The organism is Streptococcus sp. 1032, assembly GCF_013277015.1.
In the GTDB taxonomy this organism is placed as follows: Bacteria; Bacillota; Bacilli; order Lactobacillales; family Streptococcaceae; genus Streptococcus.
In genome coordinates, this window is the sequence record NZ_VMMD01000024.1 from 1 (window position 1) to 26,059 (window position 26,059).

Below are 26,059 nucleotides of genomic sequence, written 5' to 3' on the forward strand. Positions count from 1 at the left end.
TCGATCCCGTTAACTCCCATTTTAGCGGGTGTAGTTTAGTGGTAAAACTACAGCCTTCCAAGCTGTTGTCGCGAGTTCGATTCTCGTCACCCGCTTTGAACTTTGTTTAAATTACCAAGTTTTTTAACTTGGGCGCGTAGCTCAGGTGGTTAGAGCGCACGCCTGATAAGCGTGAGGTCGGTGGTTCGAGTCCACTCGTGCCCATAGTGTTTAGTCCATTACTAGAGAATTGAAATATTGTCTTTTCACTTCACTAAGAGGACACGGGTTTGTTCCCGTATAAACTATTTTGGAGGATTACCCAAGTCCGGCTGAAGGGAACGGTCTTGAAAACCGTCAGGCGTGTAAAAGCGTGCGTGGGTTCGAATCCCACATCCTCCTTTTTTATTAACGCGGGATGGAGCAGTTCGGTAGCTCGTCGGGCTCATAACCCGAAGGTCGTAGGTTCAAATCCTGCTCCCGCAATAAGGCTCGGTAGCTCAGTTGGTAGAGCAATGGATTGAAGCTCCATGTGTCGGCGGTTCGATTCCGTCTCGCGCCATTTATATATTTTGGAAGGGTAGCGAAGAGGCTAAACGCGGCGGACTGTAAATCCGCTCCTTCGGGTTCGGGGGTTCGAATCCCTCCCCTTCCATTTTACGGGCATAGTTTAAAGGTAGAACTAAGGTCTCCAAAACCTTCAGTGTGGGTTCAATTCCTACTGCCCGTGTTAATAGAATTATGGCGGGTGTGGTGAAGTGGTTAACACACCAGATTGTGGCTCTGGCATGCGTGGGTTCGATCCCCATCACTCGCCTATTTTATATTATTGGGGTATAGCCAAGCGGTAAGGCAAGGGACTTTGACTCCCTCATGCGTTGGTTCGAATCCAGCTACCCCAGTTACTATTTGCCGGCGTGGCGGAATTGGCAGACGCGCTGGACTCAAAATCCAGTGTCCGCAAGGACGTGCCGGTTCGACCCCGGCCGCCGGTATAGTAATAAAGACAAGGTTTTCGGACCTTGTCTTTTTTTTCTCTGTTTTTTGAGTTACCAATTTTTTCCATTTTAAAATAAATCGTCAAGTTTATTAGCCAATGTTTTCTGTTTGCTAGGGTACAAATGAGAATAAGTATCAATTGTTGTTGTAATAGATGCGTGTCCTAATCTTTCTTTGACAATAAGGTAATCTTCTCCTTGATTTATTAGTAATGATGCATGAGAGTGTCTCAAATCATGAATTCTTATTTTCTTTAAATCTTTATCCCTTTCTAGTATTTGCTTAAACTTTTTATCAATCATATTTTTTGTAATTGTTATTGGTGTACTCTGTATTATTTGTAGTTCGTCTGTATTTTTCGTAAATTCCTCAAGTTTTTCTTTTTGTTTTACTTTCCAATCTTTTAGCATTTCTACTAATTTCTGATTTATTGTAATATTTCTAGTTCCTGAACGTGTTTTTGTTGTATTAATGTAGCTTGTATTATTGACAAAGTATACCGTTTTGGTAACGTAAATCGTATTTGTTAAAAGATTTATATCATTCCAGTTTAATGCGAGGATTTCTCCCATTCTCATCCCAGTAAAGAAAGCAATTACGAAAAACAGGTCATAGCTTATTTCATCATCTCGAATAAGTTCTCTAAATCTCGTGAATTCTTCTATACTCAAAATTTGATATTAGGCTTCCTAATTGGTAATTTTCTCAGATTCTCAACAGGATTTTTATCAATGAGGGATTTTCTTATACCAGTATCAAAAATTTTTTTAAGTAGAATTAGAATTTTATTAATTGTATTATAACTTAATGTTTCCTTTTCATTTTGTTTTTTAGGTTTTGTTTTTAGGTATTCACGAAATTCGAATATATGGTCATACGTTAATTTATTTAAATTTGTATCTTTAAAATAAGGCTTAATATGACGCTCATAATTGTTTCTTTGTGTACTTGTGTAGCTTACTTTTCTGCCATTTTTCAAATCATCTTCTTCAAGTAAGTCGAATAACATATCCGTTGTCACTACAAAGTCAAATTGTTTTTCTTTTAATTCTACAACTCGAATATGTTGTTCTAGTTCTAGGGCTTCCTTTTTAGATTTTAATCCTTTTCGAATGATACGTATTCTTTTTTGTGTGATGGGGTGGAAACCATTAGAAACATCAACAGTCCATTTACCACTTTTAGTTTTACGAATAGTCATTCATTATGCTTCTTTCTGGAGTTCAATTCCTAGTAGTTCTTCAGCGACACTGGCTGGAATTGTACCAATCCGTTTGTTATCGTAGATATTAAAACCACGATTCACTAATAGTAATTTGCCAGTATGGATAATCTTTCTTGCAGTTCCTGGAGCAAATCCAAGTTCGATAAGGTCATCTTTTGTTACAGTTTTAATCATGTGATCTCCTTTTCTAATTAGATTAAGTAAGGGGAGGATTAACTCCCCTTGTCTTATACTTATTTTTGTTTTACATCTACTAAATGGATAGCATCCGCCTTGTAATACATTGTCGTGCTAATCATAGTAGCTTGTAAATTGTCAAATGTAACTGGTACTTGATCCATTGCTTGGGTATAGTCATTATCGACTAAAGCATCTGGATTGTCTACTGAGACTTGGGTTGATTTCTTTTTGAATTGTCCATCCTTGATTGTTACATTGTATTTCCAACCAATGATTTTATCGGTATTAAAACGTCTTTCGCTACCATCTCGGTTTTTGATAATTTCTCCGTTTGCATCAGCTCGGACTTCCGTTTCAAATTTTGGAATGACTTCATCCAATTCAAATTTTGTTCCAATGTTATTAAAATTCCAGTCATTTTGTGAAAGCATTTTTGCCATAGTTAATTTCTCCTTTTGATATTTTCTTTGATTGTAGGGATCAAATCCTCTCTTTTAAAGAGTATTGCCCTTTCTATTAATCCACTTGCTAAATCTGGTGGATATTCCATATTGTTGAGTGCAAGATAGTTAGATTTCTCATACTCATGCAGTAAATTATTGTCGTATAGAAATTTATACGCTTTTAGAATAGCCCCTGAACCTTTATAAGTAAACCATTCTAATTTTTGTTCTAGTTCTGTTTTTGATTTTGAAATAATGATAGAGACAGGTTTTGAGTGACCTAAAAACTTCTCCCAAGTTCTCAAAGGTTTTGAGAAGTGACTATCACTATAGAACCTCACTTTTTCCTTGAGATATCCCTTGGTAAAGTTGAGAAGGTCTATTTCTGAATGCAACCATTCTTGAATGAAGTAGTGAGCTTTTTCTTTCCTAAGTTCTAACTCAGTTCTTATCCAATTTTCTATATACCGCTTGCTGATGCCGAGCTTCTCAGCTCGTTCTAAGCGCTTATCGTAAATTCTAAGTCTTTCATCATCATTGGGTTTTCTTAAATATAAGGTCTGGCCGATTGTTTCATCTCCGTAGGTATTGTAGTAGGTGCTTTTTCCATATAGAAAGCGTTTCTTCTGACAAATCTTTAGAAGCTGATTAGGAGTGAAATAGGGCGTTTCATTAAAATCATCTATTGCAATATCAATTCGTCTTACTGAAAATTGATTGTAATTGTAATTGTAGTAGAGGTTGTTCAGAAACTGTCTTTCGGACAGACTATTTGGATCTAATACCATATCTCTATAGAACTCGAGTGCCTGTCCTGACATGACAAGCATGTAGGACGACTCTTTCGCTCCATAGTAGATACGGATATTCCCATAATGAAGCTGGCTATCATAGTTATAGTATTTAAGGCTCCCCTTATTCTCAACAAATAGGTCAAAGTCAAGAAATAGGATGTCTTCGATTATTTCTCTTGGCGAAAATTCAGTCTTATCAAACTGAATTTGAATCCAGTCAAATACAGAACGTAAATGTTCATTTTTTGCCATAGATTTTGATTCAACTTTTTGCCTAATTTTGCCACCCTTAAAATCTCCGAAACCCTTGGAAATACTGAATTCTTTCGATGGTACACCTAACTTGCAGAGGGTGGTGTTACTACACACCCTATCGGTCAAAAATGGTCCGTCCGCATCTACGCTCATTTTCGGCTTTCTGCCTCATGGCTCAGCCGAAAACTCGCTATTAGCCGGACCTATTTTTTGACCTCTTCTGAACAAACCCTAGTAAGCCGGTTTGCATCGACTCTTCAATATCTTGGATTTTCTTTTTTAGGTTGGTATTCTCAATTTTTATCAGTCGCATTTCTCGCTTAAATTCCTGTTTTAAGGCGCTCAGTTCATCGTAGAGCGCATCTATTACTTGGTTTAGGGATTCATGATCATTATCTGCTATACTCCCAAATACGACTTGTATAGCTCTTTTAGACCTATTTCAAGTTTTAGTTTAGCTAACTTTTGAAATTGTATAAGGTCTTCGTCTGTAAAGTCATAGGCAACAGTATAACTTAATTGATGAGTTCTTTGGTTTCTACTGATAGGAATTTTAATTTTCTTAAATTCCTTGCCACTTATCTCTTTAATCAGTTGAATCCAATTTTTAAGAGTAGAGGTAGAGTTTAGGCCAGAAATTTGATTGACTAACTCTTTATTAGTCATCTTTTTATGAACCCTCCGAAATTTTATTCTGCAACTGAAGAGTTTTCTGTGGTATAATTGTTACATACTATATTTTGATCTTGGAACGAACGGCACATTTGTTTCAAGATTTTTTTATTTTGTTGAATCTTACCTCCTTTATTAAAAATTTTTAAATAGACTATTATTTACATACGCTTTTACCTCCTTTTATGCTATAATATTCTCAATGGAATATTTAATCTTAAAATAAATATTCCTTATGGAATAATTCTATTTTATACTGTTTAGAATATTTTGTCAAGCTAAAATATGCAGAATCGAATATTAAAGAGGATACAATGTTTAATAATAATTCTTTTGGAGATCGTCTTAAAGAACTGAGAAAGAGTAAGAAGTTAACACAGGTACAAGTTTCTGAGATGATTGATGTACAACAAGGTACTTATTCTCGTTGGGAAAACGGAACTTTAGAGCCTAATTTAGAAGCGGTTGTCAAATTAGCAAAATTATTTGATACCACGACAGATTATTTATTAGGAAAAACGATTTATAGTACTCTAGATGTTGTCCCACATCCAATCACTAGAATTGATTTGAAGAAGTTAAAAGAGTTTAATAAAACTGAACTAGATGATCTAAAATTTGCAATTGTCATGAATGGAATTAAAAACTATTCTACTTTACCTAAGTATTTGGATGATCTAGTATCTGAAAATAATTTAGATGAAGAGGAGCAAGAAATATTACAAACTCTCTTTAAAGAGGTTTATGATTATATTAATGCAGATTGATGGTTTATAAGATTAAGTCTCAATAAGTAGAGATTAGTATATTCTTGTTGAATAATTTTGTTTAATGAAGCACTTACATTCATGAATCTGTCATTGGAACAATCTTTAGAGACTGATGATGTGATTTCTCAAGCTTGTAGCTATAGAGGGTTAGGTGAAATCTATTTAGCCTTGGAAGATACGGAATTATCCAATAGACATTTCAAACGAGCTATAGAACTTTTCGAAAGTGTTGAAGAGTTTGAAGGGATAAAGGAAATTGAGGAATTTATTAATGAATGATTTGGCATTTAGATTTTGACATTAGTTTGTTTTTGCTTTGAAACTATGTTAGTCTAAGTTGCTAGTATTTTAAAAAGACAAGGTGTTTTATCCTTGTCTCAGATTGAAGACAAAGTCCTTGGAACACAAGTTTCCAAGGGCTTTTCTTTGTGCAAAATCGTATAATAGAGCTAAGAAGAGTTGTGAGGTATTTCCTATGTTTCACAAAGAAAAACCAGATTATAATCGACGCCAATATGGTTTCTATATGATAGACGAATTAGTCCCAAAGGATCACTTTCTTCGACAAGTGGACTCAGAGGTTGATTTTGACTTTATCTATGATTTGGTAGAAGATACCTATAGTCCAGATAATGGTCGTCCTAGTCTAGATCCTGTCATGTTAGTCAAAACCCCTTTGATTCAATGCTTCTATGGCATTCGCTCCATGCGCCAAACCATTAAAGACATTGAAGTAAATGTGGCTTATCGCTGGTTTTTTGGACTAACCTTAGACGACAAGGTTCCTCATTTTACTACATACGGAAAGAATTACAGCCGTCGTTTTCAAGATAAAGAGCTCATTTCTGAGATTATTTCACAGGTTCTCAATCAAGTTTTGTGTGCTGGTTTAATTGATCGTTATCTTTTGTTTTGAATACCTTTGTATGAATATGACCGGTTGGGACATATCCTCTATTCTCTGATGATGCTCTTAGGACGATAAGGTATGAAGTGTTACCAAAAAGTTACTAAAATTTGAAAAATAAGCCTATTTTGCAAGATTCAAAATTCTTAAAACCCTATTAAATCAAGGTTATAAGATTTAAAAAATGTAGTTATGGAACTCAAAATCCAGTGTCCGCAAGGACGTGCCGGTTCGACCCCGGCCGCCGGTATAGTAAAGAGCTAAGGAACGTAGTTAATCTTCGTTCCTTTTTTATATTATTTTTGCTATAATAATAGTTATTCAAATTTTATTTAGATTATGAAAGTGTAGGGAAGTATGTCTCGTTCTATCGATTTATTAAAACATCGGTATTTGAAAAATATTAAAGAAAACCCTGAATTGTTTGTTGGGATTGAGCTGGAATATCCTGTTGTAAACTTGGAAGGGGATGCTACAGATGTTGAAGTTATAAAAGATTTATTTCATTATTTACTTTCCGCTCTGGATTTCACTGTAGAAAAGGTAGATGATTTTGGCAATCCGATCCAGTTAGTGGATCCGATAAGTCAGGATGCTATTTTATTTGAAGTTTCCTATACAACGATTGAGTTTGCATTTGGTAAGGCTGAAACAATTCAAGAGGTCGAAAATCGTTTTAACAATTATATGGTAGTGATCCAGAAAAAGTTAGCTGAATCAAATCATGCTATCGTTGGCTGCGGTATTCATCCTAACTGGGATAAAAATGAGAATTGTCCAGTGGCTTATCCACGGTATCGCATGCTGATGGACTATTTGAATTTGAGTAGAAATGTGACTAAATCAGACTTGCATCATTTCCCTGAATATGGTGCTTTTATCTGCGGGAGTCAGGTTCAGCTGGATGTTTCAAAATCCAATTACTTACGTGTGATGAATGCTTTTACCCAAATTGAAGCAGTTAAGGCTTATTTATTTGCCAATTCTGAGTTTTCAGGTGCGGATTGGGATACCAAAATTTCAAGGGATATTTTCTGGGAAGAATCGATGCATGGTATCTATCCAGAGAATGTTGGTGTCAATGCTAGCCTCTTTAAAGATGAGGATGATTTTTTTGATTATCTAGATCATTCTGCAATTTTTACTGCGGAACGTGATGAACAAACCTTTTATTTTTATCCGATTCAGGCAAGGGCCTATTTGGCTACACCTGAAATCCAAGCATATGCACTTAATGGGGATGTGGTTCTGATTTATCCTCAAGAGAAGGATTTTGAAACCCATCGTAGTTATCAGTACCAAGACTTAACGACTCGCGGAACAGTTGAGTTTCGTAGTGTGTGTACTCAGCCTTTTGATAGAACTTTTGCTTCTGCAGCTTTTCACTTGGGATTATTAGTTAATTTAGAGAAACTTGAATCTTACTTAGAAATCGCACCTTTCTTTAAAGCATTTGGAAGAAATTATAAGTCTTTAAGGCGACAATTTTCTAAGAAAAAGCTAACATATGAGGAGAAAACTGCGATTATTGAATTTTCCAAAGACTTACTCCTGCTAGCTGAGGAAGGGCTAGTGATGAGAAATAAGCAAGAAACGACTTATTTACAGCCTTTGAAAGAAGAATTGAGCCTATAATTTTTCTTATAAAGGGAGAATTTTCTGAAAAATCATGATATAATGGATGAGACTATAGATAAAGGATAGAGAGTAATGACATTAGTTTATCAATCAACGCGTGATGCCAATAATACAGTAACTGCTAGCCAAGCTATTTTGCAAGGTTTGGCGACGGACGGCGGTTTGTTTACACCGCTTACTTATCCAAAGATAGATTTGGACTTTGACAAATTGAAAGATGCTTCTTACCAGGAAGTTGCTAAGATAGTTTTGTCAGCATTTTTAGATGACTTTACAGCTGAGGAGTTGGACTACTGTATCAACAATGCCTACGATAGCAAGTTTGATACTCCAGCTATCGCGCCTTTGGTGAAATTAGACGGCCAATACAACTTGGAACTGTTCCATGGTTCAACGATTGCCTTTAAGGATATGGCCTTGTCTATTTTGCCATACTTTATGACGACTGCTGCTAAGAAACATGGTTTGGAGAACAAGATTGTTATCTTGACAGCGACATCTGGTGATACTGGAAAAGCTGCTATGGCGGGATTTGCGGATGTACCTGGTACTGAGATTATCGTCTTTTATCCAAAGGATGGTGTCAGTAAGGTACAAGAGTTGCAAATGACCACTCAGACTGGCGACAATACTCATGTTATTGCTATTGATGGTAACTTTGACGATGCGCAAACAAATGTGAAGCACATGTTTAACGACGTGGCTCTTCGTGAAAGATTAGCGGCCAACAAGTTGCAATTTTCATCTGCTAACTCTATGAACATTGGTCGTTTGGTGCCACAGATTGTCTACTATGTGTATGCTTACGCTCAGTTGGTCAAGACTGGTGAGATTGTGGCTGGTGATAAGGTCAATTTCACAGTACCAACAGGAAACTTTGGAAATATTTTGGCTGCCTTTTATGCCAAACAAATCGGTCTCCCAGTTGGTAAATTGATCTGTGCTTCAAATGACAACAATGTTTTGACAGACTTCTTTAAAACTCGTGTCTATGATAAGAAACGTGAGTTTAAAGTAACAACTAGTCCATCTATGGATATTTTGGTATCTTCAAACTTGGAGCGCTTGATTTTCCATCTTTTAGGAAATGATGCGGTTAAGACAGCTGAACTTATGAATGCCTTGAACACGCAAGGACAATATGAGTTGACAGACTTTGATGCAGAGATTCTTGACCTCTTTGCAGCTGAATATGCGACTGAGGAAGAAACAGCAGCAGAAATCAAGCGTGTTTATGAGTCAGATTCTTATATCGAGGATCCCCATACGGCGGTTGCCTCAGCAGTTTATAGAAAATACCAAGCTGCTACTGGCGATGCGACTAAGACAGTGATTGCTTCAACAGCTAGTCCATACAAGTTCCCAGTAGTTGCAGTAGAAGCTGTAACAGGGAAAGTTGGCTTGACTGACTTTGAAGCCTTGGCTCAATTACATGAAATCTCAGGCGTTGCAGTGCCACCAGCAGTTGATGGGCTTGAGACAGCTCCTGTTCGTCATAAGACAACTGTTGCAGCAACAGACATGCAAGTAGCGGTTGAGGCTTATCTAGGACTTTAAGACAGAGAGAGTAAACTCGGTTGGGAAACCAACTGAGTTTCTTTTCATCAGGAGGAAGGATTGTTTAAGAAAAATAAAGACATTCTTAATATTGCCTTGCCAGCTATGGGCGAAAACTTTTTGCAGATGCTCATGGGTATGGTGGACAGTTATCTGGTTGCTCACTTGGGTTTGATAGCTATTTCGGGTGTATCAGTAGCTGGCAATATTATCACGATTTATCAGGCGATTTTCATAGCTCTGGGAGCTGCTATTTCCAGTGTTATTTCAAAGAGTTTAGGGGAGAAGAATCAGTCTAAGCTAGCCTACCATGTGACTGAGGCGTTGAAGATTACCTTATTATTAAGTTTCCTTTTAGGAGCTTTGTCCATCTTCGCTGGGCAAGAGATGATTGGACTTTTGGGAACGGAGAGGGATGTAGCTGAGAGTGGCGGACTCTATCTATCTTTGGTAGGCGGATCGATTGTTCTCTTAGGTTTAATGACTAGTCTGGGAACTTTGATTCGTGCAACGCATAATCCACGTTTGCCTCTCTATGTTAGTTTTTTATCCAATGCCTTGAATATTCTCTTTTCCAGTCTAGCTATTTTTATCCTGGATATGGGGATAGCTGGTGTTGCTTTGGGGACTATTCTGTCTCGTTTGGTAGGTCTTGTGATTTTGTGGTCACAATTAAAACTGCCTTATGCGAAGCCAACTTTTGGTTTAGATAAGGAATTGTTGACCTTGGCTTTACCAGCAGCTGGAGAACGTCTCATGATGCGGGCTGGAGATGTCGTGATCATTGCCTTGGTTGTTTCTTTTGGAACGGAGGCGGTGGCTGGAAATGCAATCGGAGAAGTCTTGACCCAGTTTAACTATATGCCTGCCTTTGGTGTGGCTACAGCAACAGTCATGCAAGTGGCTCGAGCGGTTGGAGAAGATGATTGGAAAAGAGTCGCTAGTTTGAGCAAGCAAACCTTTTGGCTTTCTCTGATTCTCATGTTGCCTTTGACCTTTAGTATCTATGCCTTGGGTGTACCATTAACTCATCTCTATACGACTGATCCTCTAGCGGTGGAGGCTAGTGTTTTAGTGACACTTTTTTCATTACTTGGTACTCCTATGACGATAGGAACAGTCATCTATACAGCAGTCTGGCAGGGTTTGGGCAATGCTCGACTTCCCTTTTATGCGACAAGTATAGGAATGTGGTGTATCCGCATTGGAACAGGATATCTGATGGGGATTGTGCTTGGTTGGGGCTTGCCCGGTATTTGGGCCGGAACCCTTTTGGATAATGGTTTTCGTTGGTTATTTCTACGTTACCGTTACCAGCGTTATATGAGCTTGAAAGGATAGGAAATGCAAAAAACAGCTTTTATTTGGGATTTAGACGGGACTTTATTGGACTCTTACGAAGCAATTTTATCAGGGATTGAGGAGACTTTTGGTCAGTTTGTTATTCCTTATGATAGGGAGAAGGTGAGAGAGTTTATCCTCAAGTATTCGGTGCAGGATTTGCTTGTGCAGGTGGCAGAAGAGCGAAAGCTAGATGTGGAAGTGCTAAATCAGGTGCGTGCCCAGAGTCTGGCTGAGAAGAATGCTCAGGTAGTTTTGATGCCAGGTGCGCGTGAGGTGCTAGCTTGGGCAGATGAATCAGGAATTCAGCAGTTTGTTTACACTCATAAAGGAGATAATGCTTTTACCATTCTCAGAGATTTGGGTTTGGAGTCCTATTTTACGGAGATTTTAACCAATCAGAGTGGCTTTGCGCGTAAACCTAGTTCAGAAGCGGCTACCTATCTGTTAGACAAGTATCAGTTGGATTCTGAGAAGACCTATTATATAGGGGATCGGGCTCTGGATGTGGAATTTGCCCAGAATAGTGGGATTCAAAGTCTCAACTTTTTAGAGTCGTCTTATGGAGGCAATCATAGGATTCAAGTACTAACAGACATGCCTCATATTTTTGAGAGTAAGTAACGATAAGATTGTGTCAGTTTTGTGACAGAGACCTAACAAACTATTTCAAGTAACCGAGTTTGTTACAAGGAATGGACAGTTCTGTTAAATAGGCCCGAGAGGGCTTTTTTTCTGCATTTTTTGTGTTATCATAGTCAGGTACTCATTTGAAAGGAATTTGAAAGAATGAAGAAAAGAATATTATTAGCCTCAACAGTAGCCTTGTCATTTGCTCCAGTATTGGCAACCCAAGCAGAAGAAGTTCTTTGGACTGCACGTAGTGTTGAGCAAATCCAAAATGATTTGACTAAAACGGATAACAAAACAAGTTATACCGTTCAATATGGTGATACTTTGAGCACCATTGCAGAAGCCTTGGGTGTAGATGTCACAGTTCTTGCGAATTTGAATAAAATCACCAATATGGACTTGATTTTCCCAGAAACTGTTTTGACAACGACTGTCAATGAAGCAGAAGAAGTAACGGAAGTTGAAATTCAAACTCCTCAAGCAGACTCTAGTGAGGAAGTGACAACTGCGACAGCAGATTTGACAACCAATCAAGTAACCGTTGATGATCAAACTGTTCAAGTTGCAGATCTTTCTCAACCAATTGCAGAAGCTCCAAAAGCGGTAGAAACTACAAGTACAAAAGAAGTAGCATCCAGTTCAGAAGTTACAGAGACAGTGACTACTGCAGAAGAAGTGGCATCATCTACAAACACTTCTACGTCAACGGAGCAAACAGTCAAAACAAGCAGTCCAGTTGAAGAAGCAACTCCTCAGGCAACGACTCCAGCTGAGAAAGATGAAACTCAAGCAAGCCCTCAGGCTGAGTCAACAGTGGAAACAACTACAACTCCAGTAGAAGAAAAAGCAATAGAAACAACTGCAACAAGTTTAGAAGAAGTAAAAGAAGTAGCATCAAGTGAAGCTACACCAGCAGTTTCTACTTATCAACCAGAAGAGAAGAAAACAGTTTCAACAACTTACGCAGCTCCAGCTGCGCCCGATTATGCTGGACTTGCGGTAGCGAAATCTGAAAATGCAGGCCTCCAACCACAAACAGCTGCCTTTAAAGAAGAAATCGCCAACTTGTTTGGCATCACATCCTTTAGTGGTTACCGTCCAGGAGACAGCGGAGATCACGGAAAAGGTTTGGCTATCGACTTTATGGTACCAGAAAGCTCAGAACTAGGGGATAAGATTGCAGAATACGCTATTCAAAATATGGCTAGCCGTGGAATTAGTTACATCATCTGGAAACAACGTTTCTATGCTCCATTCGATAGCAAATATGGACCAGCTAATACTTGGAATCCAATGCCAGACCGTGGTAGTGTGACAGAAAACCACTATGACCATGTTCACGTTTCAATGAATGGATAAACCAGACTTGGTAATATCATTTTGACGAATGAGATCTAGCTTTCGTGATAGGGAGCAAGTCTCGTTCGTTTTTTCTTTGTCAATTTGAATGAAAGTTACCATTTTGTAATGATTGAAGCAACATTCTTGCAATTTATTTTACTTCGTATTATAATTGATTAGTCAACTATTGATAAATCAAGAAAAAGAGGAAAGAAATGTTAGAGATTCAAGATTTACTGTATCAACTCCGCTTGTCTGAGCAAGCGAGTACGCAATTGTTTGAAAAAAGACTTGGTATTAGTTTGACACGGTATCAGATTTTACTGTTTTTACTGGAGAATTCTCCCTGTAATCAAATGGCAGTTCAGGAGCGTTTGCAGATTGATCAGGCTGCCTTGACACGACATTTCAAGATTTTGGAAAAGGAAGGTTTGGTGGAGCGTCATCGCAATCCTGACAATCAGCGAGAAGTGTTGGTAGAGGCTACGAAGTATGCCAAGGAGCAGTTAGTGATGAATCCGCCTCTGCAGCATATCAAGGTTAAGGAAGCGATGGAAAGTATCTTAACAGATTCTGAGAGAACAGATCTCAGCCGTTTATTAAATAAATTGGTTTTAGGTATTGAAAATATAGAAATTTAAGAAGAAATAGATGTCAATTATGACAATCATTTTAGCAACGGTTGTTGCTTTGGAGCATTTTTACATTTTTTATTTGGAAAGTATTGCAACGCAATCAGATGCGACTAGTCGTGTCTTTAACATGGAAAAGGAAGAACTGGCTCGTCGGTCAGTAAGTTCATTGTTTAAAAATCAAGGGATTTATAATGTTCTGCTAGGAGTCTTTCTCCTGTATGGGATTTATTTCTCACAGAATTTAGAAATTGTGACTATTTTTGTTTTATTTGTGATTGGGGCGGCGGCTTATGGCTCTCTCACAGCAGATAAAAAAATTATTTTAAATCAAGGAGGGCCAGCTATTTTGGCCTTGATTAGTATTTTTCTCTTTAAATAAGTTTAAAGATCAATCTTAGTCTCTCTAGTCCTTTTTACTCCAGAATAAGGGAAATATGTTATACTTGTTTTATTGTCGGAAAAAGAGTTTCATGGAATTGGTTGTAAGGAGTTAGAAATGAAAGTATTGGTGACAGGTTTTGAGCCCTTTGGAGGGGAAAAGGTTAATCCAGCTTTAGAGGCCGTTAAAGGTTTACCAGCTGAAATCCATGGCGCTGAGGTCCGTTGGCTAGGAGTGCCAACAGTCTTTCACAAATCGGCCCAAGTGTTGGAAGAAGAGATGAGTCGTTATCAACCTGATTTTGTCCTTTGTATCGGGCAAGCGGGTGGAAGAACTAGCTTGACGCCTGAACGAGTGGCCATTAACCAAGACGATGCACGCATTCCTGATAATGATGGCAATCAACCGATTGACCTTCCCATTCGCCCAGATGGTGCTTCGGCCTACTTTAGTAGTTTGCCGATTAAAGCGATGGTTCAAGCTATAAAAAAAGAGGGATTGCCGGCCTCTGTTTCCAATACGGCAGGTACTTTTGTCTGCAATCATTTGATGTATCAGGCCCTCTATTTGGTAGAAAAGAAATTTCCACATGTTAAGGCAGGTTTTATGCATATTCCTTATATGATGGAACAGGTGGTGAATCGACCGACTACTCCAGCTATGAGTTTAGTGGATATTAGGCGAGGGATAGAAGCGGCAATCGGCGCCATGATAGAACATGGAGATCAGGACCTCAAGTTGGTAGGCGGAGAAACTCATTGATAGAAAAAAGCGGCTTGAGGGGTTACCTTCAAGCTTTTGGACGTTTTCGAGCCAGTACTGCTCGGTAAAAAATCATTTTATTGATTTGAATGTAGGGTAGGAGTGAGAAACTAGCAATTCCAAAGGTAATCCAATTGAGGAAATACCAAGGAAGGAGTTGTAAGTCTAGGACAAAGCGTTGAAACTTGTAGCCTTTCATTAAGAAACGGCTGGTTTTTAGGATTTGTCCTGGTTTGGCTTGTCCTAAGTCTAGGGTGTCACAGAGGAGAAATTCTACCTGCGAATAGGCATAGTATTGTGGAATATAGAGACTATTTCCTACAACCATCAAGAGGATACTTGCTAGAAAGTAAAGACCAAAGGTCATGAGGAAGCGTTCCGTTTCAACTGACGTGAGATCCAGATTGGGAAACTCAGGGTGAAGGGCAACGAATTTCTTGGCTAAAAAGCTACTGTAAAAAAGGAAGTAAATTCCAAGCAAACTAGGAATGCCCCATAAAAAGAGATAGAAACGTTTGAGAAGAAGAGTCAAAAAGGTTTGTGAAAAGTGCTCTTCGTCAAATAGAGCCAGACTATTTTTGACGGATAGTTCTGTATCTGGATTCTTGATGAGTTTCAGCGTTGTATAAACTGAACTGGTTAGAAGTATTGTTCCGATAAAGGAGACTAATAGTGGAAAAAGGTAAGCTTGGAATATATGACCAAACACGCTTAAAAAGGGTTGTTCTAAAACACTCTTGTTGATGCGCTCTAAGGGATTAAGAAAGCCAGACAAGATGACCAGCATGCTAGGTAAGAGATAGACGAGAAAGAGGCGGGGATTTTCAGCCTGAAATTGTCTGGCTTGCAGACGAATGGTTTTTAAATCAATTTTTGGGTATTTCATTCTCTCATTATACCATAGTTCGTGACAGTTCCGGCTTTTTTTGATAAAATCATACAGTATGCCCTTGGGCACAAAGTATGAACTGGGACTGTTTTTCCCAGCTTCGGAGGTAAAAAATGTCAGATTCACCAATCAAATATCGTTTGATTAAGAAAGAAAAACACACAGGAGCTCGTCTGGGAGAAATCATCACTCCTCACGGCACCTTCCCGACGCCTATGTTTATGCCAGTTGGGACTCAAGCCACTGTCAAAACTCAGTCACCTGAAGAATTGAAGGAGATGGGTTCAGGGATTATCCTATCAAACACCTATCATCTCTGGCTTCGCCCTGGAGATGAACTCATTGCTCGCGCAGGTGGTCTCCACAAGTTCATGAATTGGGACCAGCCTATCTTGACAGATAGTGGTGGTTTTCAGGTTTATTCTCTAGCAGATAGTCGCAATATCACAGAAGAAGGAGTAACCTTTAAAAACCATCTCAATGGTTCTAAGATGTTCCTATCGCCAGAAAAAGCCATCTCTATTCAGAATAATTTGGGTTCAGACATCATGATGTCCTTTGACGAATGTCCTCAGTTTTATCAGCCTTATGACTACGTTAAGAAATCAATCGAGCGTACCAGTCGTTGGGCTGAGCGTGGTTTGAAGGCTCATCGTCGTCCGCATGACCAAGGATTGTTTGGGATTGTGCAGGGGGCAGGATTTGAAGATCTTCGCCGCCAATCGGCTCATGACCTTGTCAGCATGGATTTTCCAGGCTACTCTATCGGTGGTTTGGCAGTGGGAGAAACCCATGAAGAGATGAATGCAGTCTTGGACTTTACAACTCAATTGCTACCTGAAAATAAACCTCGCTATTTGATGGGGGTCGGAGCACCAGATAGCTTGATTGATGGTGTGATTCGTGGGGTGGATATGTTTGACTGCGTCCTGCCGACTCGTATTGCTCGTAACGGAACTTGTATGACCAGTCAGGGGCGTTTGGTTGTCAAGAATGCCCAGTTTGCTGAGGACTTTACGCCACTGGATCCTGAGTGTGATTGCTACACATGTAAGAACTATACACGCGCCTACCTTCGTCACCTGCTCAAGGCCGATGAAACCTTTGGTATCCGCTTGACTAGCTACCACAATCTTTACTTCTTACTCAACCTGATGAAGCAAGTGCGACAAGCCATCATGGCTGACAATCTCTTGGAATTTCGTGAGTATTTTGTGGAAAAATATGGCTATAATAAGTCAGGACGCAATTTCTAAAATGGAATTGATATAAGCTAAAAATCCTAAGTTTTCTCTTGGGATTTTTCTTCTTTTTTGATAGAATAAAGTGTACAATGAAAGGAAGAATAGACTCGTATGCGCATTAAATGGTTTTCCTTGATTAGGATTATAGGTTTACTTTTGGTACTCTTGTATCACTTCTTTCAGACGATCTTTCCTGGAGGATTTTTCGGGGTAGATGTCTTTTTCACATTTTCAGGTTTCCTGATTACAGCTCTACTCATTGAAGAATTTTCTAAGAACAATGAGATTGATTTGATAGGATTTTTTAGAAGACGCTTTTATCGGATTGTGCCACCTGTGGTTTTGATGATCTTGGTGACCATGCCTTTTACTTTCTTGGTTCGGCAAGATTATGTGGCTGGAATTGGGGGTCAGATTGCAGGTGTCTTAGGCTTCATGACCAACTTCTATGAACTGCTAACAGGTGGGAGTTATGAATCTCAGTTCATTCCTCATTTGTTTGTTCATAATTGGAGTTTGGCAGTTGAGGTTCACTACTATATTCTTTGGGGATTGGCAGTTTGGTTCTTATCCAAACAAGCTAAATCAAATGGTCAGTTGAAGGGGATGGTCTTTCTCTTATCTGCTGCTGCCTTCTTGATCAGCTTCTTCTCCATGTTTATTGGTAGTTTTCTAGTGACCTCTTATTCCTCTGTTTACTTCTCCAGTTTAACTCATGTCTATCCATTCTTTTTGGGAAGTATCCTAGCAACGATTGTAGGCGTTCGTCAGACGACCTCCCTCGTCAAGCTGTTGGATAAAATCTGGGATTTACGAAAGACTCTGTTGATTTTTGCAGGGGGGGTTGGCTTCTTACTCATTTTGACCTTCTTTGTCAAATTTACCTATTTCTTTGCCTATCTTATTGGCTTCTTGCTTGCCAGTCTTGCAGCTCTTGCTATGATTCTGGCGGCGCGTGTCTTACATGAAAAGACTCCTCATATACAGGAGCCAAAGATTATTAGCTTTTTAGCAGATACTAGCTATGCAGTTTATCTCTTCCATTGGCCTTTCTACATTATTTTCTCACAGTTGACCTCAAATCTTTTTGCTGTGTTACTGACTTTGATTTTTTCTTATGGATTCGCCAGCCTATCATTTTATGTGTTGGAGCCGTGGATTGCAGGCAAGAACACACCTGTTTTACAAACTCTTCGTCCCCTGCCTTATATTCACGCAATTCTTGCGACAAGTACAGGAATCTTGGCTTTCATTGTCCTCTTAGTGACTTTGTTGGCACCACAAGTGGGAGCGTTTGAGACAGACTTAACTGTCAATGGTTTGAAGCAAGCTGCAACAAATATTAGCCAGACCAAGATGATGACAGAACGGGCAGATGCAAATAGTTTGGGGATTGCTGATGGCACTATGTTAATTGGTGACTCGGTGGCCTTAAGGGCAAATACAGCCCTGCAGACAGCCCTTCCTGGAGCACAGATTAACGCACAAGTCAGCAGAACAACCAAGACCGCCAATGAAATCATGCTAAATAATAGCCAGAATAAATTTTTACCTAAGATGGTGGTCATTGCAACAGGGGTAAATAATCCTGAAAATTACAAGGAAGATTGGGATAGTATCGTGAAAAATCTTCCTAAGGGCCACCATATGGTTTTGGTGACTCCTTATGAGGGGGATAAGACAAAAGAGACCTATGCAATCGTTGAGAAGGCGGCTGCCTATATGAGAGAATTGGCAGAGAAGACACCTTATATCACAGTTGCTGATTGGAATCAAGTTGCGAAAGAACATCCAGAAATCTGGGCAGGAACAGACCAAGTCCATTTCGGAAGTGACACTAGCACTATTGAAGCAGGAGCTAAATTGTATGCAGATACGATTGCCACAGCTTTGCAGACGGCTCAAGACAAGCCAGTCAAATCAAAATAACCTGTATTACAGAGAAAAGAGTTGGAGAAATCCAGCTCTTTTAAAATATCTCCGGAAAATAGGTCTATACCATTTACAAATAAAAAAGAAAGGTTTATAATGTAATTGACATAATAAATTGTAGAATCAATCTTTTAAGGAGGTCATTATTATGCCTAATTACGTTAAAGCGGATCAGTTTTTCTATCCATTTGGCATTCGTCGCGGTGGGTACTTAGAACTTGTTGATGGCAAATTTGGGAAACATGTGGATCAAATTCCTGAAGGAGCAGAGGTTCTTGACTATACTGGTTATAGCATTGCACCAGGTCTTGTGGATACTCATATTCATGGATATGCAGGTGTAGATGTGATGGACAACAACATTGAAGGTACATTGCATACTATGAGTGAAGGACTTCTTAGTACCGGTGTTACCAGTTTCTTGCCCACAACTTTAACAGCCACTTATGAGCAATTGCTTGCAGTCACTGAAAATCTTGGAAACCATTATAAAGAAGCAAGTGGTGCTAAGATTCGTGGGATTTATTATGAAGGTCCATATTTCACAGAAACTTTTAAGGGGGCACAAAATCCAACTTATATGAGAGACCCGGGTGTTGAGGAGTTTCATTCTTGGCAGGATGCTGCAAAAGGGATGCTAAATAAGATCGCTATTGCACCAGAACGTGATGGGGTGGAAGATTTTGTACGTACTATTACAGGTGAAGGTGTGACAGTTGCACTTGGACACTCAGATGCGACATTTGAACAAGCTAAGAAGGCAGTTGATGCTGGAGCTAGTGTATGGGTACATGCCTATAATGGGATGCGTGGTTTAACACACCGCGAACTAGGTATGGTAGGAGCTATGTATGAGCTCCCACATACTTACGCAGAATTGATTTGTGATGGTTATCACGTAGATCCAAAAGCTTGTGAGATTTTACTTAAGCAAAAGGGAACTGAAAATATTGCCCTTATCACAGACTGTATGACAGCAGGTGGTTTGGAAGATGGAGACTACATGTTGGGAGAATTCCCAGTTGTAGTAGCAAATGGAACTGCACGTCTCAAATCTACTGGTAATTTGGCAGGTTCTATCCTCAAACTTAAAGATGGTATGAGAAATGTAGTCGAATGGGGTATTGCGAATCCGCATGAAGCGGTCATGATGGCCAGCCTTAACCCAGCTAAATCTGTTCACATTGATGATGTCTGTGGTCAAATCCGTGAAGGTTATGATGCGGACTTTATCGTATTAGATAAAGATTTGGAATTGGTAGCAACTTACCTAGATGGTGTGAAACGTTATCAAGCATAAGAGAGAAAGCAGAAGTTAGAGATTAGCTTCTGCTTTTTTATCTATATTGCTTTACTGGTAAATAAAAAAACTAAAAAAATCACAAAAAAACTTGAATAAACAAATGAAAAGGCTTACAATTATATTATAAATAGTACAAATAAAAAACGGAGGATTGCTTTATGAAAGCCTATACTTATGTTAAACCAGGACTTGCTTCTTTTGTTGATGTAGACAAACCAGTTATTCGCAAGCCAACAGACGCTATTGTGCGTATCGTAAAAACCACTATTTGTGGAACAGACCTCCATATTATCAAAGGGGATGTCCCTGCTTGCCAAAGTGGTACCATTCTTGGTCACGAAGGGATTGGGATTGTGGAAGAAGTTGGGGAAGGAGTTTCTAACTTCAAAAAAGGCGATAAGGTCTTGATTTCTTGTGTCTGTGCCTGTGGTAAATGCTACTACTGTAAAAAAGGAATTTATGCCCACTGTGAAGACGAAGGGGGCTGGATTTTTGGTCACTTGATTGATGGTATGCAGGCTGAGTATCTACGTGTCCCTCATGCAGATAACACTCTTTACCACACTCCAGAAGACTTGTCAGATGAAGCCTTGGTTATGCTATCAGACATTCTGCCTACTGGGTATGAAATTGGTGTCTTGAAAGGAAAAGTAGAACCTGGTTGTAGCGTAGCCATTATTGGTTCAGGTCCAGTTGGATTGGCTGCTCTCTTGACAGCTCAGTTCTACTCACCAGCCAAATTGATTATGGTGGACTTAGACGATAACCGCTTGGAAACTGCTTTATCATTTGGTGCGACTCACAAGGTTAATTCTTCAGACCCTGAAAAAGCGATTAAAGAAATTTATGATTTGACAGATGGCCGTGGTGTAGATGTCGCTATCGAAGCTGTTGGTATTCCTGCAACATTTGATTTCTGTCAAAAGATTATCGGTATAGACGGAACAGTTGCCAACTGTGGTGTACATGGTAAACCAGTCGAATTCGATTTGGATAAACTTTGGATTCGCAACATCAATGTAACAACTGGTTTGGTATCTACAAATACAACTCCACAATTGTTGAAAGCACTTGAAAGTCATAAGATTGAACCAGAAAAATTGGTAACTCATTATTTCAAACTCAGTGAAATTGAAAAAGCCTATGAAGTCTTCAGTAAGGCAGCAGACCACCATGCAATTAAGGTCATCATCGAAAACGATATTTCTGAAGCCTAGGTAGTAAAAAGATTTTGGAACACAAGCAAATAGAAATTCAGTCATCCATCAGATGGCTGGATTTTTTATCAAGAAATTAAGAAATGAGCATATTTCTTTCCTTGTTTAGCGGAATTGGTTATAATATACGGTACAAAGGAATGAATGAATATGTATCGTGTTATAGAAATGTACGGAGATTTCGAACCCTGGTGGTTCTTAGAAGGTTGGGAAGAAGATATTGTAGCTAGTAAGAAATTTGACCAGTATTATGATGCTCTCAAATACTACAAAACTTGCTGGTTTAAATTAGAACAAGAATCCCCTCTTTATAAAAGCAGAAGTGACTTGATGACCATTTTTTGGGATCCAGAAGACCAACGCTGGTGCGATGAATGTGACGAGTATTTACAACAATACCATTCTTTGGCTCTTTTACAGGATGAGCAGGTTATCCCAGATGAAAAACTACGCCCAGGCTATGAAAAACAAACAGGTAAGGAAAGGCACCGTTCTTGCCGTATAAAATTAAAATAGAGAAAAAGTAACTTTTTTGGAGTTGCTTTTTTTATTTTTCCAAATCTTTGCGAATAGTATAGGTGAGGAGGTAAGTATGGTTCAAGAAATTGCACAAGAAATCATTCGTTCAGCCCGGAAAAAAGGAGCGCAAGACATTTATTTTGTCCCCAAGTTAGACGCCTATGAGCTTCATATGAGGGTAGGAGACGAGCGCTGTAAAATTGGTTGTTATGATTTTGAAAAGTTTGCGGCCGTCATCAGTCACTTTAAGTTTGTAGCTGGTATGAATGTTGGAGAAAAGCGACGTAGTCAACTTGGTTCCTGTGATTATGCCTATGACCAGAAGATGGCGTCTCTACGTTTATCTACTGTAGGCGATTATCGGGGGCATGAGAGTTTGGTTATCCGTTTGTTGCACGATGAGGAGCAGGACTTGCATTTTTGGTTTCAGGATATTGAAGAATTAGGCAAGCAGTACAGGCAACGGGGACTCTATCTTTTTGCTGGTCCAGTCGGAAGTGGCAAGACGACCTTGATGCACGAATTGGCCAAGTCCCTCTTTAAAGGACAGCAAGTCATGTCCATCGAAGATCCTGTCGAAATCAAGCAGGACGATATGCTTCAGTTGCAGTTGAACGAAGCAATCGGCCTAACCTATGAAAATCTAATCAAACTTTCCTTGCGTCATCGACCAGATCTCTTGATTATCGGAGAAATTCGTGACAGCGAGACGGCGCGTGCAGTGGTCAGAGCTAGTTTGACAGGTGCGACAGTCTTTTCAACCATTCACGCCAAGAGTATTCGAGGTGTTTATGAGCGCCTGTTGGAGTTGGGTGTGAGTGAGGAGGAATTGGCAGTCGTTCTGCAGGGAGTCTGCTATCAGAGATTAATCGGGGGAGGAGGAATCGTTGACTTTGCAAACAAAGACTATCAAGAACACCAGCCAACTAGCTGGAATGAACAGATTGACCAGCTTCTTAAAGATGGACATATCACAAGCCTTCAAGCTGAAACGGAAAAAATTAGCTACAGCTAAGCAAAAAAATATCATCACCTTGTTTAACAATCTCTTTTCCAGCGGTTTTCATCTGGTGGAGACCATCTCCTTTTTAGATAGGAGTGCTTTGTTGGATAAGCAGTGCGTGACCCAGATGCGCACGGGCTTGTCTCAGGGGAAATCATTCTCAGAAATGATGGCTAGTTTGGGATTTTCAAGTGCCATTGTCACTCAGTTATCCCTAGCGGAAGTCCATGGAAATCTCCACCTGAGTTTGGGAAAGATAGAAGAGTATCTGGACAATCTAGCCAAGGTCAAGAAAAAATTAATTGAAGTAGCGACCTATCCCTTGATTTTACTGGGATTTCTTCTCTTAATCATGCTGGGGCTACGGAACTATCTACTACCACAACTGGATAGTAGTAATATTGCCACCCAAATTATCGGCAATCTGCCACAAATTTTTCTAGGCATGGTAGGATTTGTTTCTCTACTTGCACTTTTAGCACTCACTTTTTATAAAAGAAGTTCTAAGATGCGAGTTTTTTCTATCTTAGCACGCCTTCCCTTCTTTGGAATTTTTGTTCAGACCTATCTGACAGCTTATTATGCGCGTGAGTGGGGTAATATGATTTCACAGGGGATGGAGCTGACGCAGATTTTTCAAATCATGCAGGAACAAGGTTCCCAGTTCTTTAAAGAAATCGGTCAAGACTTAGCTCAATCCCTACAAAATGGCTGGGAATTTTCTCAAACCATAGCAACCTATCCTTTCTTTAAAAAGGAGTTGAGTCTCATTATCGAGTATGGAGAAGTCAAGTCCAAGCTGGGTAGTGAGTTGGAAATCTATGCTGAAAAAACTTGGGAAGCCTTTTTTACCCGAGTCAACCGCACCATGAATCTGGTGCAGCCACTGGTTTTTATCTTTGTGGCTCTGATTATCGTTTTACTTTATGCGGCAATGCTCATGCCCATGTATCAAAATATGGAGGTAAATTTTTAACATGAAAAAAATGATGACATTCTTGAAAAAAGCGAAAGTGAAGGCTTTTACACTTGTGGAAATGTTGGTGGTCTTACTCATCATCAGTGTGCTTCTCTTACTCTTTGTACCTAATCTGACCAAGCAAAAAGAAGCAGTCAACGACAAAGGAAAAGCTGCTGTTGTTAAGGTGGTGGAAAGCCAGGCAGAGCTTTATAGCTTAGAAAAAAATGAAGATGCTAGCCTAAGTAAGTTACAAGCAGATGGGCGTATTACTCCTGAACAGGCTAAAGCCTATAATGAATACTATACAAAAAATGGAGGGGCAAATCGTAAAGTCAATGATTAAGGCCTTTACCATGCTTGAAAGTCTCTTGGTTTTGGGACTTGTGAGTATCCTTGCCTTGGGCTTGTCAGGCTCTGTCCAGTCCACTTTTGCGGCGGTAGAGGAACAGATTTTCTTTATGGAGTTTGAAGAACTCTATCGGGAAACTCAAAAACGCAGTGTAGCCAGTCAGCAAAAGACTAGTCTGAACTTAGATGGGCAGACCATTAGCAATGGCAGTCAAAAGTTGATAGTTCCTAAAGGAATTCAGGCACCATCAGGCCAAAGCATCACATTTGACCGAGCTGGGGGCAATTCGTCCCTGGCTAAGGTTGAATTTCAGACCAGTAAAGGAGCGATTCGCTATCAATTATATTTAGGAAATGGAAAAATTAAACGCATTAAGGAAACAAAAAATTAGGGCAGTGATTTTACTGGAAGCAGTAGTCGCTCTAGCTATCTTTGCCAGCATTGCGACCCTCCTTTTGGGACAAATTCAAAAGAATAGGCAAGAAGAAGCAAAAATCTTGCAAAAGGAAGAAGTCTTGAGGGTAGCTAAGATGGCCTTGCAGACAGGTCAAAATCAGGTAAACATAAATGGAGTTGAGATTCAGGTGTTTTCTAGTGAAAAGGGATTGGAGGTTTATCATGGTTCAGAACAGTTGTTGGCTATCAAAGAGCCATAAGGTCAAGGCTTTTACCCTGTTAGAATCCCTGATTGCCCTGGTTGTCATCAGTGGAAGTTTACTTCTCTTTCAAGCCATGAGTCAGCTCCTCATTTCAGAAGTTCGCTACCAGCAACAAAGCGAGCAAAAAGAGTGGCTCTTGTTTGTGGACCAGTTGGAGGCAGAATTAGACTGTTCGCAGTTTGAAAAAGTGGAAGGCAATCGCATTTATATGAAGCAAGATGGCAAGGACATCGCTATCGGTAAGTCCAAGTCAGACGATTTTCGTAAAACAGATGCCAGTGGACGGGGTTATCAGCCGATGGTTTATGGCCTCAAATCCGCACAGATTACAGAGGACAATCAAGTGGTTCGCTTTCGTTTCCAGTTCCAAAAAGGCTTAGAAAGGGAATTTATCTATCGTGTGGAAAAAGAAAAAAGTTAAGGCAGGTGTTCTCATCTATGCAGTCACTATGGCAGCCATCTTTAGTCTTTTGTTACAATTTTACTTGAACCGACAAGTCGCCCACTATCAAGACTATGCTTTAAATAAAGAAAAGTTGGTTGCTTTTGCCATGGCCAAGCGAATCAAAGATAAGGTTGAGCAAGAAAGTGGGGAACAGGCCTTTAATCTGGGTCAGGTGAGTTATCAAAATAAGAAAACAAACTTGGTGACGACGGTTCGTACGCCTAAGAGCCAATATGAATTTATCTTTCCTTCCGTCAAAATTAAAGAAGAGAAAAGAGATAAAAAGGAAGAGGTAGCGACCGATTCAAGCGAAAAAGTGGAGAAGAAAAAATCAGAAGAGAAGCCTGAAAAGAAAGAGAATTTCTAGCCAATCAAGCTACTTTGTGCTAAACTAAAGATATGAAACATGATTTTAACCACAAAGCAGAAACTTTTGATTCACCTAAAAATATCTTCCTTGCAAACTTGGTTTGTCAAGCAGTCGAGAAACAGATTGATCTTCTATCAGACAAAGAAATTTTGGATTTCGGTGGAGGGACGGGGCTATTAGCCTTGCCTCTAGCCAAGCAGGCCAAGTCTGTAACATTGGTGGATATTTCGGAGAAAATGCTGGAGCAAGCTCGTTTGAAAGCGGAGCAGCAAGACATCAAGAATATCCAGTTTTTGGAGCAAGATTTACTGGAAAAACCCTTGGAGCAAGAGTTTGATCTCGTTGTTGTTTGTCGAGTTCTTCACCATATGCCTGATTTGGATGAAGCTCTCTCACTGTTTCATCAACATTTGAAGGAAGATGGACAACTCCTACTTGCTGATTTTACCAAGACAGAAGCTAATCATCATGGATTTGATTTAGCTGAACTGGAAAAACAGCTAATTGAGCATGGTTTTTCATCTGTACATAGTCAGATCCTCTATAGCGCTGAAGACCTGTTTCAAGGAAATTACGCAGAACTCTTTTTAACAGTAGCCCAAAAATCACTTACCTAGTCAGGGAGTGATTTTTCTATAAGGATGGAAAAAAGAAGGGA

At 39.4% G+C, this 26,059-nt stretch carries 26 protein-coding genes, 10 tRNA genes and 4 pseudogenes; 34 read left to right on the top strand and 6 right to left on the bottom strand.

What is annotated here, in order from left to right:
- Positions 1 to 24: 24 nt before the first annotated feature.
- The 10 genes from HT711_RS08290 (at position 25) to HT711_RS08335 (ending at position 974) form a co-directional block, all read left to right on the top strand.
- A tRNA-Gly gene (locus HT711_RS08290) sits at positions 25 to 95 on the top strand.
- 35 nt (positions 96 to 130) lie between these two features.
- A tRNA-Ile gene (locus tag HT711_RS08295) sits at positions 131 to 204 on the top strand.
- Positions 205 to 291: 87 nt separating this feature from the next.
- Positions 292 to 381 (top strand) — tRNA-Ser (locus HT711_RS08300).
- A gap of 10 nt (positions 382 to 391) precedes the next feature.
- Positions 392 to 465: transfer RNA gene (locus HT711_RS08305), tRNA-Met, on the top strand.
- A gap of 3 nt (positions 466 to 468) precedes the next feature.
- A tRNA-Phe gene (locus HT711_RS08310) sits at positions 469 to 541 on the top strand.
- Between the two features lie 12 nt (positions 542 to 553).
- Positions 554 to 634 (top strand) — tRNA-Tyr (locus HT711_RS08315).
- Between the two features lie 4 nt (positions 635 to 638).
- A tRNA-Trp gene (locus HT711_RS08320) sits at positions 639 to 709 on the top strand.
- A gap of 14 nt (positions 710 to 723) precedes the next feature.
- Positions 724 to 796: transfer RNA gene (locus HT711_RS08325), tRNA-His, on the top strand.
- A gap of 13 nt (positions 797 to 809) precedes the next feature.
- Positions 810 to 881 (top strand) — tRNA-Gln (locus tag HT711_RS08330).
- Between the two features lie 9 nt (positions 882 to 890).
- A tRNA-Leu gene (locus HT711_RS08335) sits at positions 891 to 974 on the top strand.
- 72 nt (positions 975 to 1,046) lie between these two features.
- Here the strand turns inward: HT711_RS08335 and HT711_RS08340 are convergent.
- The 5 genes and pseudogenes from HT711_RS08340 to HT711_RS08360 all read right to left on the bottom strand — a co-directional run bounded on the left by HT711_RS08340 (position 1,047) and on the right by HT711_RS08360 (position 4,541).
- Positions 1,047 to 2,179: pseudogene (locus HT711_RS08340) on the bottom strand (tyrosine-type recombinase/integrase).
- Between the two features lie 3 nt (positions 2,180 to 2,182).
- Positions 2,183 to 2,377: a DUF3173 domain-containing protein gene (locus HT711_RS08345; RefSeq protein ID WP_000598356.1), complete on the bottom strand. Its 195-nt coding sequence runs from the start codon at positions 2,375 to 2,377 to the stop codon at positions 2,183 to 2,185.
- Positions 2,378 to 2,436: 59 nt separating this feature from the next.
- Positions 2,437 to 2,823, bottom strand: coding sequence for a hypothetical protein (locus tag HT711_RS08350; protein ID WP_164226432.1), 387 nt, complete (start codon positions 2,821 to 2,823; stop codon positions 2,437 to 2,439).
- Between the two features lie 2 nt (positions 2,824 to 2,825).
- Positions 2,826 to 4,028 (bottom strand): replication initiation factor domain-containing protein, encoded by a 1,203-nt coding sequence (locus tag HT711_RS08355; RefSeq protein WP_164226431.1) that lies wholly within the window; start codon positions 4,026 to 4,028, stop codon positions 2,826 to 2,828.
- 40 nt (positions 4,029 to 4,068) lie between these two features.
- Positions 4,069 to 4,541, bottom strand: a pseudogene (locus tag HT711_RS08360) (hypothetical protein).
- A gap of 320 nt (positions 4,542 to 4,861) precedes the next feature.
- On the opposite strand from HT711_RS08360, the gene HT711_RS08365 reads away from it, so the two are divergent.
- The 11 genes and pseudogenes from HT711_RS08365 (at position 4,862) to pcp (ending at position 14,510) form a co-directional block, all read left to right on the top strand.
- A complete protein-coding gene (locus HT711_RS08365) occupies positions 4,862 to 5,314 on the top strand; it encodes a helix-turn-helix domain-containing protein (protein WP_164226430.1) in 453 nt (150 codons plus the stop codon).
- Between the two features lie 63 nt (positions 5,315 to 5,377).
- Positions 5,378 to 5,596 (top strand): annotated as a pseudogene (locus HT711_RS08370) (tetratricopeptide repeat protein); the annotation flags it as partial.
- A gap of 196 nt (positions 5,597 to 5,792) precedes the next feature.
- Positions 5,793 to 6,215 (top strand): annotated as a pseudogene (locus HT711_RS08375) (transposase); the annotation flags it as partial.
- Positions 6,216 to 6,581: 366 nt separating this feature from the next.
- Positions 6,582 to 7,859: a gamma-glutamylcysteine synthetase gene (locus HT711_RS08380; RefSeq protein ID WP_173249988.1), complete on the top strand. Its 1,278-nt coding sequence runs from the start codon at positions 6,582 to 6,584 to the stop codon at positions 7,857 to 7,859.
- Between the two features lie 75 nt (positions 7,860 to 7,934).
- The gene (gene thrC, locus HT711_RS08385; protein WP_173249990.1) at positions 7,935 to 9,419 is read left to right on the top strand and encodes a threonine synthase; all 1,485 of its coding nucleotides are present in this window, start codon (positions 7,935 to 7,937) and stop codon (positions 9,417 to 9,419) included.
- A 60-nt stretch (positions 9,420 to 9,479) separates the two neighbouring features.
- Entirely contained in the window at positions 9,480 to 10,760 is a 1,281-nt protein-coding gene (locus tag HT711_RS08390) for an MATE family efflux transporter (protein WP_173249992.1), read from the top strand.
- A 3-nt stretch (positions 10,761 to 10,763) separates the two neighbouring features.
- A complete protein-coding gene (locus HT711_RS08395; RefSeq protein ID WP_173249994.1) occupies positions 10,764 to 11,384 on the top strand; it encodes an HAD family hydrolase in 621 nt (206 codons plus the stop codon).
- Positions 11,385 to 11,549: 165 nt separating this feature from the next.
- A complete protein-coding gene (locus HT711_RS08400) occupies positions 11,550 to 12,752 on the top strand; it encodes a LysM domain-containing protein (protein WP_173249996.1) in 1,203 nt (400 codons plus the stop codon).
- A gap of 197 nt (positions 12,753 to 12,949) precedes the next feature.
- A complete protein-coding gene (locus HT711_RS08405; protein ID WP_173234902.1) occupies positions 12,950 to 13,375 on the top strand; it encodes a MarR family winged helix-turn-helix transcriptional regulator in 426 nt (141 codons plus the stop codon).
- 10 nt (positions 13,376 to 13,385) lie between these two features.
- On the top strand, positions 13,386 to 13,748 hold the full coding sequence (locus HT711_RS08410) for a DUF1304 domain-containing protein (RefSeq protein WP_173234900.1): 363 nt from the start codon (positions 13,386 to 13,388) through the stop codon (positions 13,746 to 13,748).
- 117 nt (positions 13,749 to 13,865) lie between these two features.
- Positions 13,866 to 14,510, top strand: a complete 645-nt coding sequence (gene pcp / locus HT711_RS08415) for a pyroglutamyl-peptidase I (RefSeq protein WP_173234898.1) — start codon at positions 13,866 to 13,868, stop codon at positions 14,508 to 14,510.
- 28 nt (positions 14,511 to 14,538) lie between these two features.
- On the opposite strand, the gene HT711_RS08420 is transcribed toward pcp, so the two are convergent.
- Entirely contained in the window at positions 14,539 to 15,396 is an 858-nt protein-coding gene (locus HT711_RS08420; protein WP_173249999.1) for a DUF975 family protein, read from the bottom strand.
- 116 nt (positions 15,397 to 15,512) lie between these two features.
- On the opposite strand from HT711_RS08420, the gene tgt reads away from it, so the two are divergent.
- From tgt to HT711_RS08485, 13 genes are all read left to right on the top strand, one after another.
- Positions 15,513 to 16,655, top strand: a complete 1,143-nt coding sequence (gene tgt, locus HT711_RS08425; RefSeq protein WP_173250001.1) for a tRNA guanosine(34) transglycosylase Tgt — start codon at positions 15,513 to 15,515, stop codon at positions 16,653 to 16,655.
- A gap of 99 nt (positions 16,656 to 16,754) precedes the next feature.
- A complete protein-coding gene (locus HT711_RS08430; RefSeq protein ID WP_173250003.1) occupies positions 16,755 to 18,572 on the top strand; it encodes an acyltransferase family protein in 1,818 nt (605 codons plus the stop codon).
- Between the two features lie 151 nt (positions 18,573 to 18,723).
- The gene (gene nagA, locus HT711_RS08435; protein WP_173250005.1) at positions 18,724 to 19,875 is read left to right on the top strand and encodes an N-acetylglucosamine-6-phosphate deacetylase; all 1,152 of its coding nucleotides are present in this window, start codon (positions 18,724 to 18,726) and stop codon (positions 19,873 to 19,875) included.
- Positions 19,876 to 20,036: 161 nt separating this feature from the next.
- Positions 20,037 to 21,095, top strand: a complete 1,059-nt coding sequence (locus HT711_RS08440; protein ID WP_000649457.1) for a zinc-dependent alcohol dehydrogenase family protein — start codon at positions 20,037 to 20,039, stop codon at positions 21,093 to 21,095.
- A 150-nt stretch (positions 21,096 to 21,245) separates the two neighbouring features.
- Positions 21,246 to 21,611, top strand: coding sequence for a DUF1033 family protein (locus HT711_RS08445; protein WP_173250007.1), 366 nt, complete (start codon positions 21,246 to 21,248; stop codon positions 21,609 to 21,611).
- A gap of 76 nt (positions 21,612 to 21,687) precedes the next feature.
- Positions 21,688 to 22,629: a competence type IV pilus ATPase ComGA gene (comGA, locus tag HT711_RS08450; RefSeq protein ID WP_173250009.1), complete on the top strand. Its 942-nt coding sequence runs from the start codon at positions 21,688 to 21,690 to the stop codon at positions 22,627 to 22,629.
- Positions 22,577 to 23,593 carry a competence type IV pilus assembly protein ComGB gene (gene comGB, locus HT711_RS08455; protein WP_173250027.1) on the top strand — a complete coding sequence of 339 codons (1,017 nt, stop codon included), beginning with the start codon at positions 22,577 to 22,579 and terminating at the stop codon, positions 23,591 to 23,593. The genes comGA and comGB overlap by 53 nt, the downstream gene beginning before the upstream one ends.
- 1 nt (position 23,594) lies before the next feature.
- Positions 23,595 to 23,921 (top strand): comG operon protein ComGC, encoded by a 327-nt coding sequence (gene comGC / locus HT711_RS08460; RefSeq protein WP_083989313.1) that lies wholly within the window; start codon positions 23,595 to 23,597, stop codon positions 23,919 to 23,921.
- Positions 23,914 to 24,318: a competence type IV pilus minor pilin ComGD gene (gene comGD, locus HT711_RS08465; protein ID WP_275690475.1), complete on the top strand. Its 405-nt coding sequence runs from the start codon at positions 23,914 to 23,916 to the stop codon at positions 24,316 to 24,318. The genes comGC and comGD overlap by 8 nt, the downstream gene beginning before the upstream one ends.
- Complete coding sequence (comGE, locus tag HT711_RS08470) at positions 24,281 to 24,583, top strand: competence type IV pilus minor pilin ComGE (protein ID WP_000413380.1); 303 nt, start codon at positions 24,281 to 24,283, stop codon at positions 24,581 to 24,583. The genes comGD and comGE overlap by 38 nt, the downstream gene beginning before the upstream one ends.
- Positions 24,546 to 25,007 carry a competence type IV pilus minor pilin ComGF gene (comGF, locus tag HT711_RS08475; RefSeq protein ID WP_173227095.1) on the top strand — a complete coding sequence of 154 codons (462 nt, stop codon included), beginning with the start codon at positions 24,546 to 24,548 and terminating at the stop codon, positions 25,005 to 25,007. The genes comGE and comGF overlap by 38 nt, the downstream gene beginning before the upstream one ends.
- Positions 24,985 to 25,398: a competence type IV pilus minor pilin ComGG gene (gene comGG / locus HT711_RS08480; protein WP_173250011.1), complete on the top strand. Its 414-nt coding sequence runs from the start codon at positions 24,985 to 24,987 to the stop codon at positions 25,396 to 25,398. Before comGF ends, comGG begins: the two co-directional genes overlap by 23 nt.
- 32 nt (positions 25,399 to 25,430) lie before the next feature.
- Positions 25,431 to 26,018, top strand: a complete 588-nt coding sequence (locus tag HT711_RS08485; protein ID WP_173250013.1) for a class I SAM-dependent methyltransferase — start codon at positions 25,431 to 25,433, stop codon at positions 26,016 to 26,018.
- Positions 26,019 to 26,059: the final 41 nt, after the last annotated feature.

Excerpts from the sequence above, each read along its gene's own strand:
- comGC (WP_083989313.1), top strand. The coding sequence starts at position 23,595 with ATGAAAAAAATGATGACATTCTTGAAAAAAGCGAAAGTGAAGGCTTTT.
- tgt (WP_173250001.1), top strand. The coding sequence starts at position 15,513 with ATGTCAGATTCACCAATCAAATATCGTTTGATTAAGAAAGAAAAACAC.
- HT711_RS08440 (WP_000649457.1), top strand. The coding sequence starts at position 20,037 with ATGAAAGCCTATACTTATGTTAAACCAGGACTTGCTTCTTTTGTTGAT.
- comGA (WP_173250009.1), top strand. The coding sequence starts at position 21,688 with ATGGTTCAAGAAATTGCACAAGAAATCATTCGTTCAGCCCGGAAAAAA.
- HT711_RS08395 (WP_173249994.1), top strand. The coding sequence starts at position 10,764 with ATGCAAAAAACAGCTTTTATTTGGGATTTAGACGGGACTTTATTGGAC.
- pcp (WP_173234898.1), top strand. The coding sequence starts at position 13,866 with ATGAAAGTATTGGTGACAGGTTTTGAGCCCTTTGGAGGGGAAAAGGTT.
- HT711_RS08410 (WP_173234900.1), top strand. The coding sequence starts at position 13,386 with ATGTCAATTATGACAATCATTTTAGCAACGGTTGTTGCTTTGGAGCAT.
- comGE (WP_000413380.1), top strand. The coding sequence starts at position 24,281 with ATGGAAAAATTAAACGCATTAAGGAAACAAAAAATTAGGGCAGTGATT.
- HT711_RS08420 (WP_173249999.1), bottom strand. The coding sequence starts at position 15,396 with ATGAAATACCCAAAAATTGATTTAAAAACCATTCGTCTGCAAGCCAGA.
- thrC (WP_173249990.1), top strand. The coding sequence starts at position 7,935 with ATGACATTAGTTTATCAATCAACGCGTGATGCCAATAATACAGTAACT.
- comGF (WP_173227095.1), top strand. The coding sequence starts at position 24,546 with ATGGTTCAGAACAGTTGTTGGCTATCAAAGAGCCATAAGGTCAAGGCT.
- comGB (WP_173250027.1), top strand. The coding sequence starts at position 22,577 with ATGGACATATCACAAGCCTTCAAGCTGAAACGGAAAAAATTAGCTACA.
- HT711_RS08355 (WP_164226431.1), bottom strand. The coding sequence starts at position 4,028 with ATGAGCGTAGATGCGGACGGACCATTTTTGACCGATAGGGTGTGTAGT.
- HT711_RS08445 (WP_173250007.1), top strand. The coding sequence starts at position 21,246 with ATGTATCGTGTTATAGAAATGTACGGAGATTTCGAACCCTGGTGGTTC.
- HT711_RS08380 (WP_173249988.1), top strand. The coding sequence starts at position 6,582 with ATGTCTCGTTCTATCGATTTATTAAAACATCGGTATTTGAAAAATATT.
- nagA (WP_173250005.1), top strand. The coding sequence starts at position 18,724 with ATGCCTAATTACGTTAAAGCGGATCAGTTTTTCTATCCATTTGGCATT.
- HT711_RS08430 (WP_173250003.1), top strand. The coding sequence starts at position 16,755 with ATGCGCATTAAATGGTTTTCCTTGATTAGGATTATAGGTTTACTTTTG.
- comGD (WP_275690475.1), top strand. The coding sequence starts at position 23,914 with ATGATTAAGGCCTTTACCATGCTTGAAAGTCTCTTGGTTTTGGGACTT.
- HT711_RS08365 (WP_164226430.1), top strand. The coding sequence starts at position 4,862 with ATGTTTAATAATAATTCTTTTGGAGATCGTCTTAAAGAACTGAGAAAG.
- HT711_RS08485 (WP_173250013.1), top strand. The coding sequence starts at position 25,431 with ATGAAACATGATTTTAACCACAAAGCAGAAACTTTTGATTCACCTAAA.
- HT711_RS08400 (WP_173249996.1), top strand. The coding sequence starts at position 11,550 with ATGAAGAAAAGAATATTATTAGCCTCAACAGTAGCCTTGTCATTTGCT.
- HT711_RS08345 (WP_000598356.1), bottom strand. The coding sequence starts at position 2,377 with ATGATTAAAACTGTAACAAAAGATGACCTTATCGAACTTGGATTTGCT.
- HT711_RS08350 (WP_164226432.1), bottom strand. The coding sequence starts at position 2,823 with ATGGCAAAAATGCTTTCACAAAATGACTGGAATTTTAATAACATTGGA.
- HT711_RS08405 (WP_173234902.1), top strand. The coding sequence starts at position 12,950 with ATGTTAGAGATTCAAGATTTACTGTATCAACTCCGCTTGTCTGAGCAA.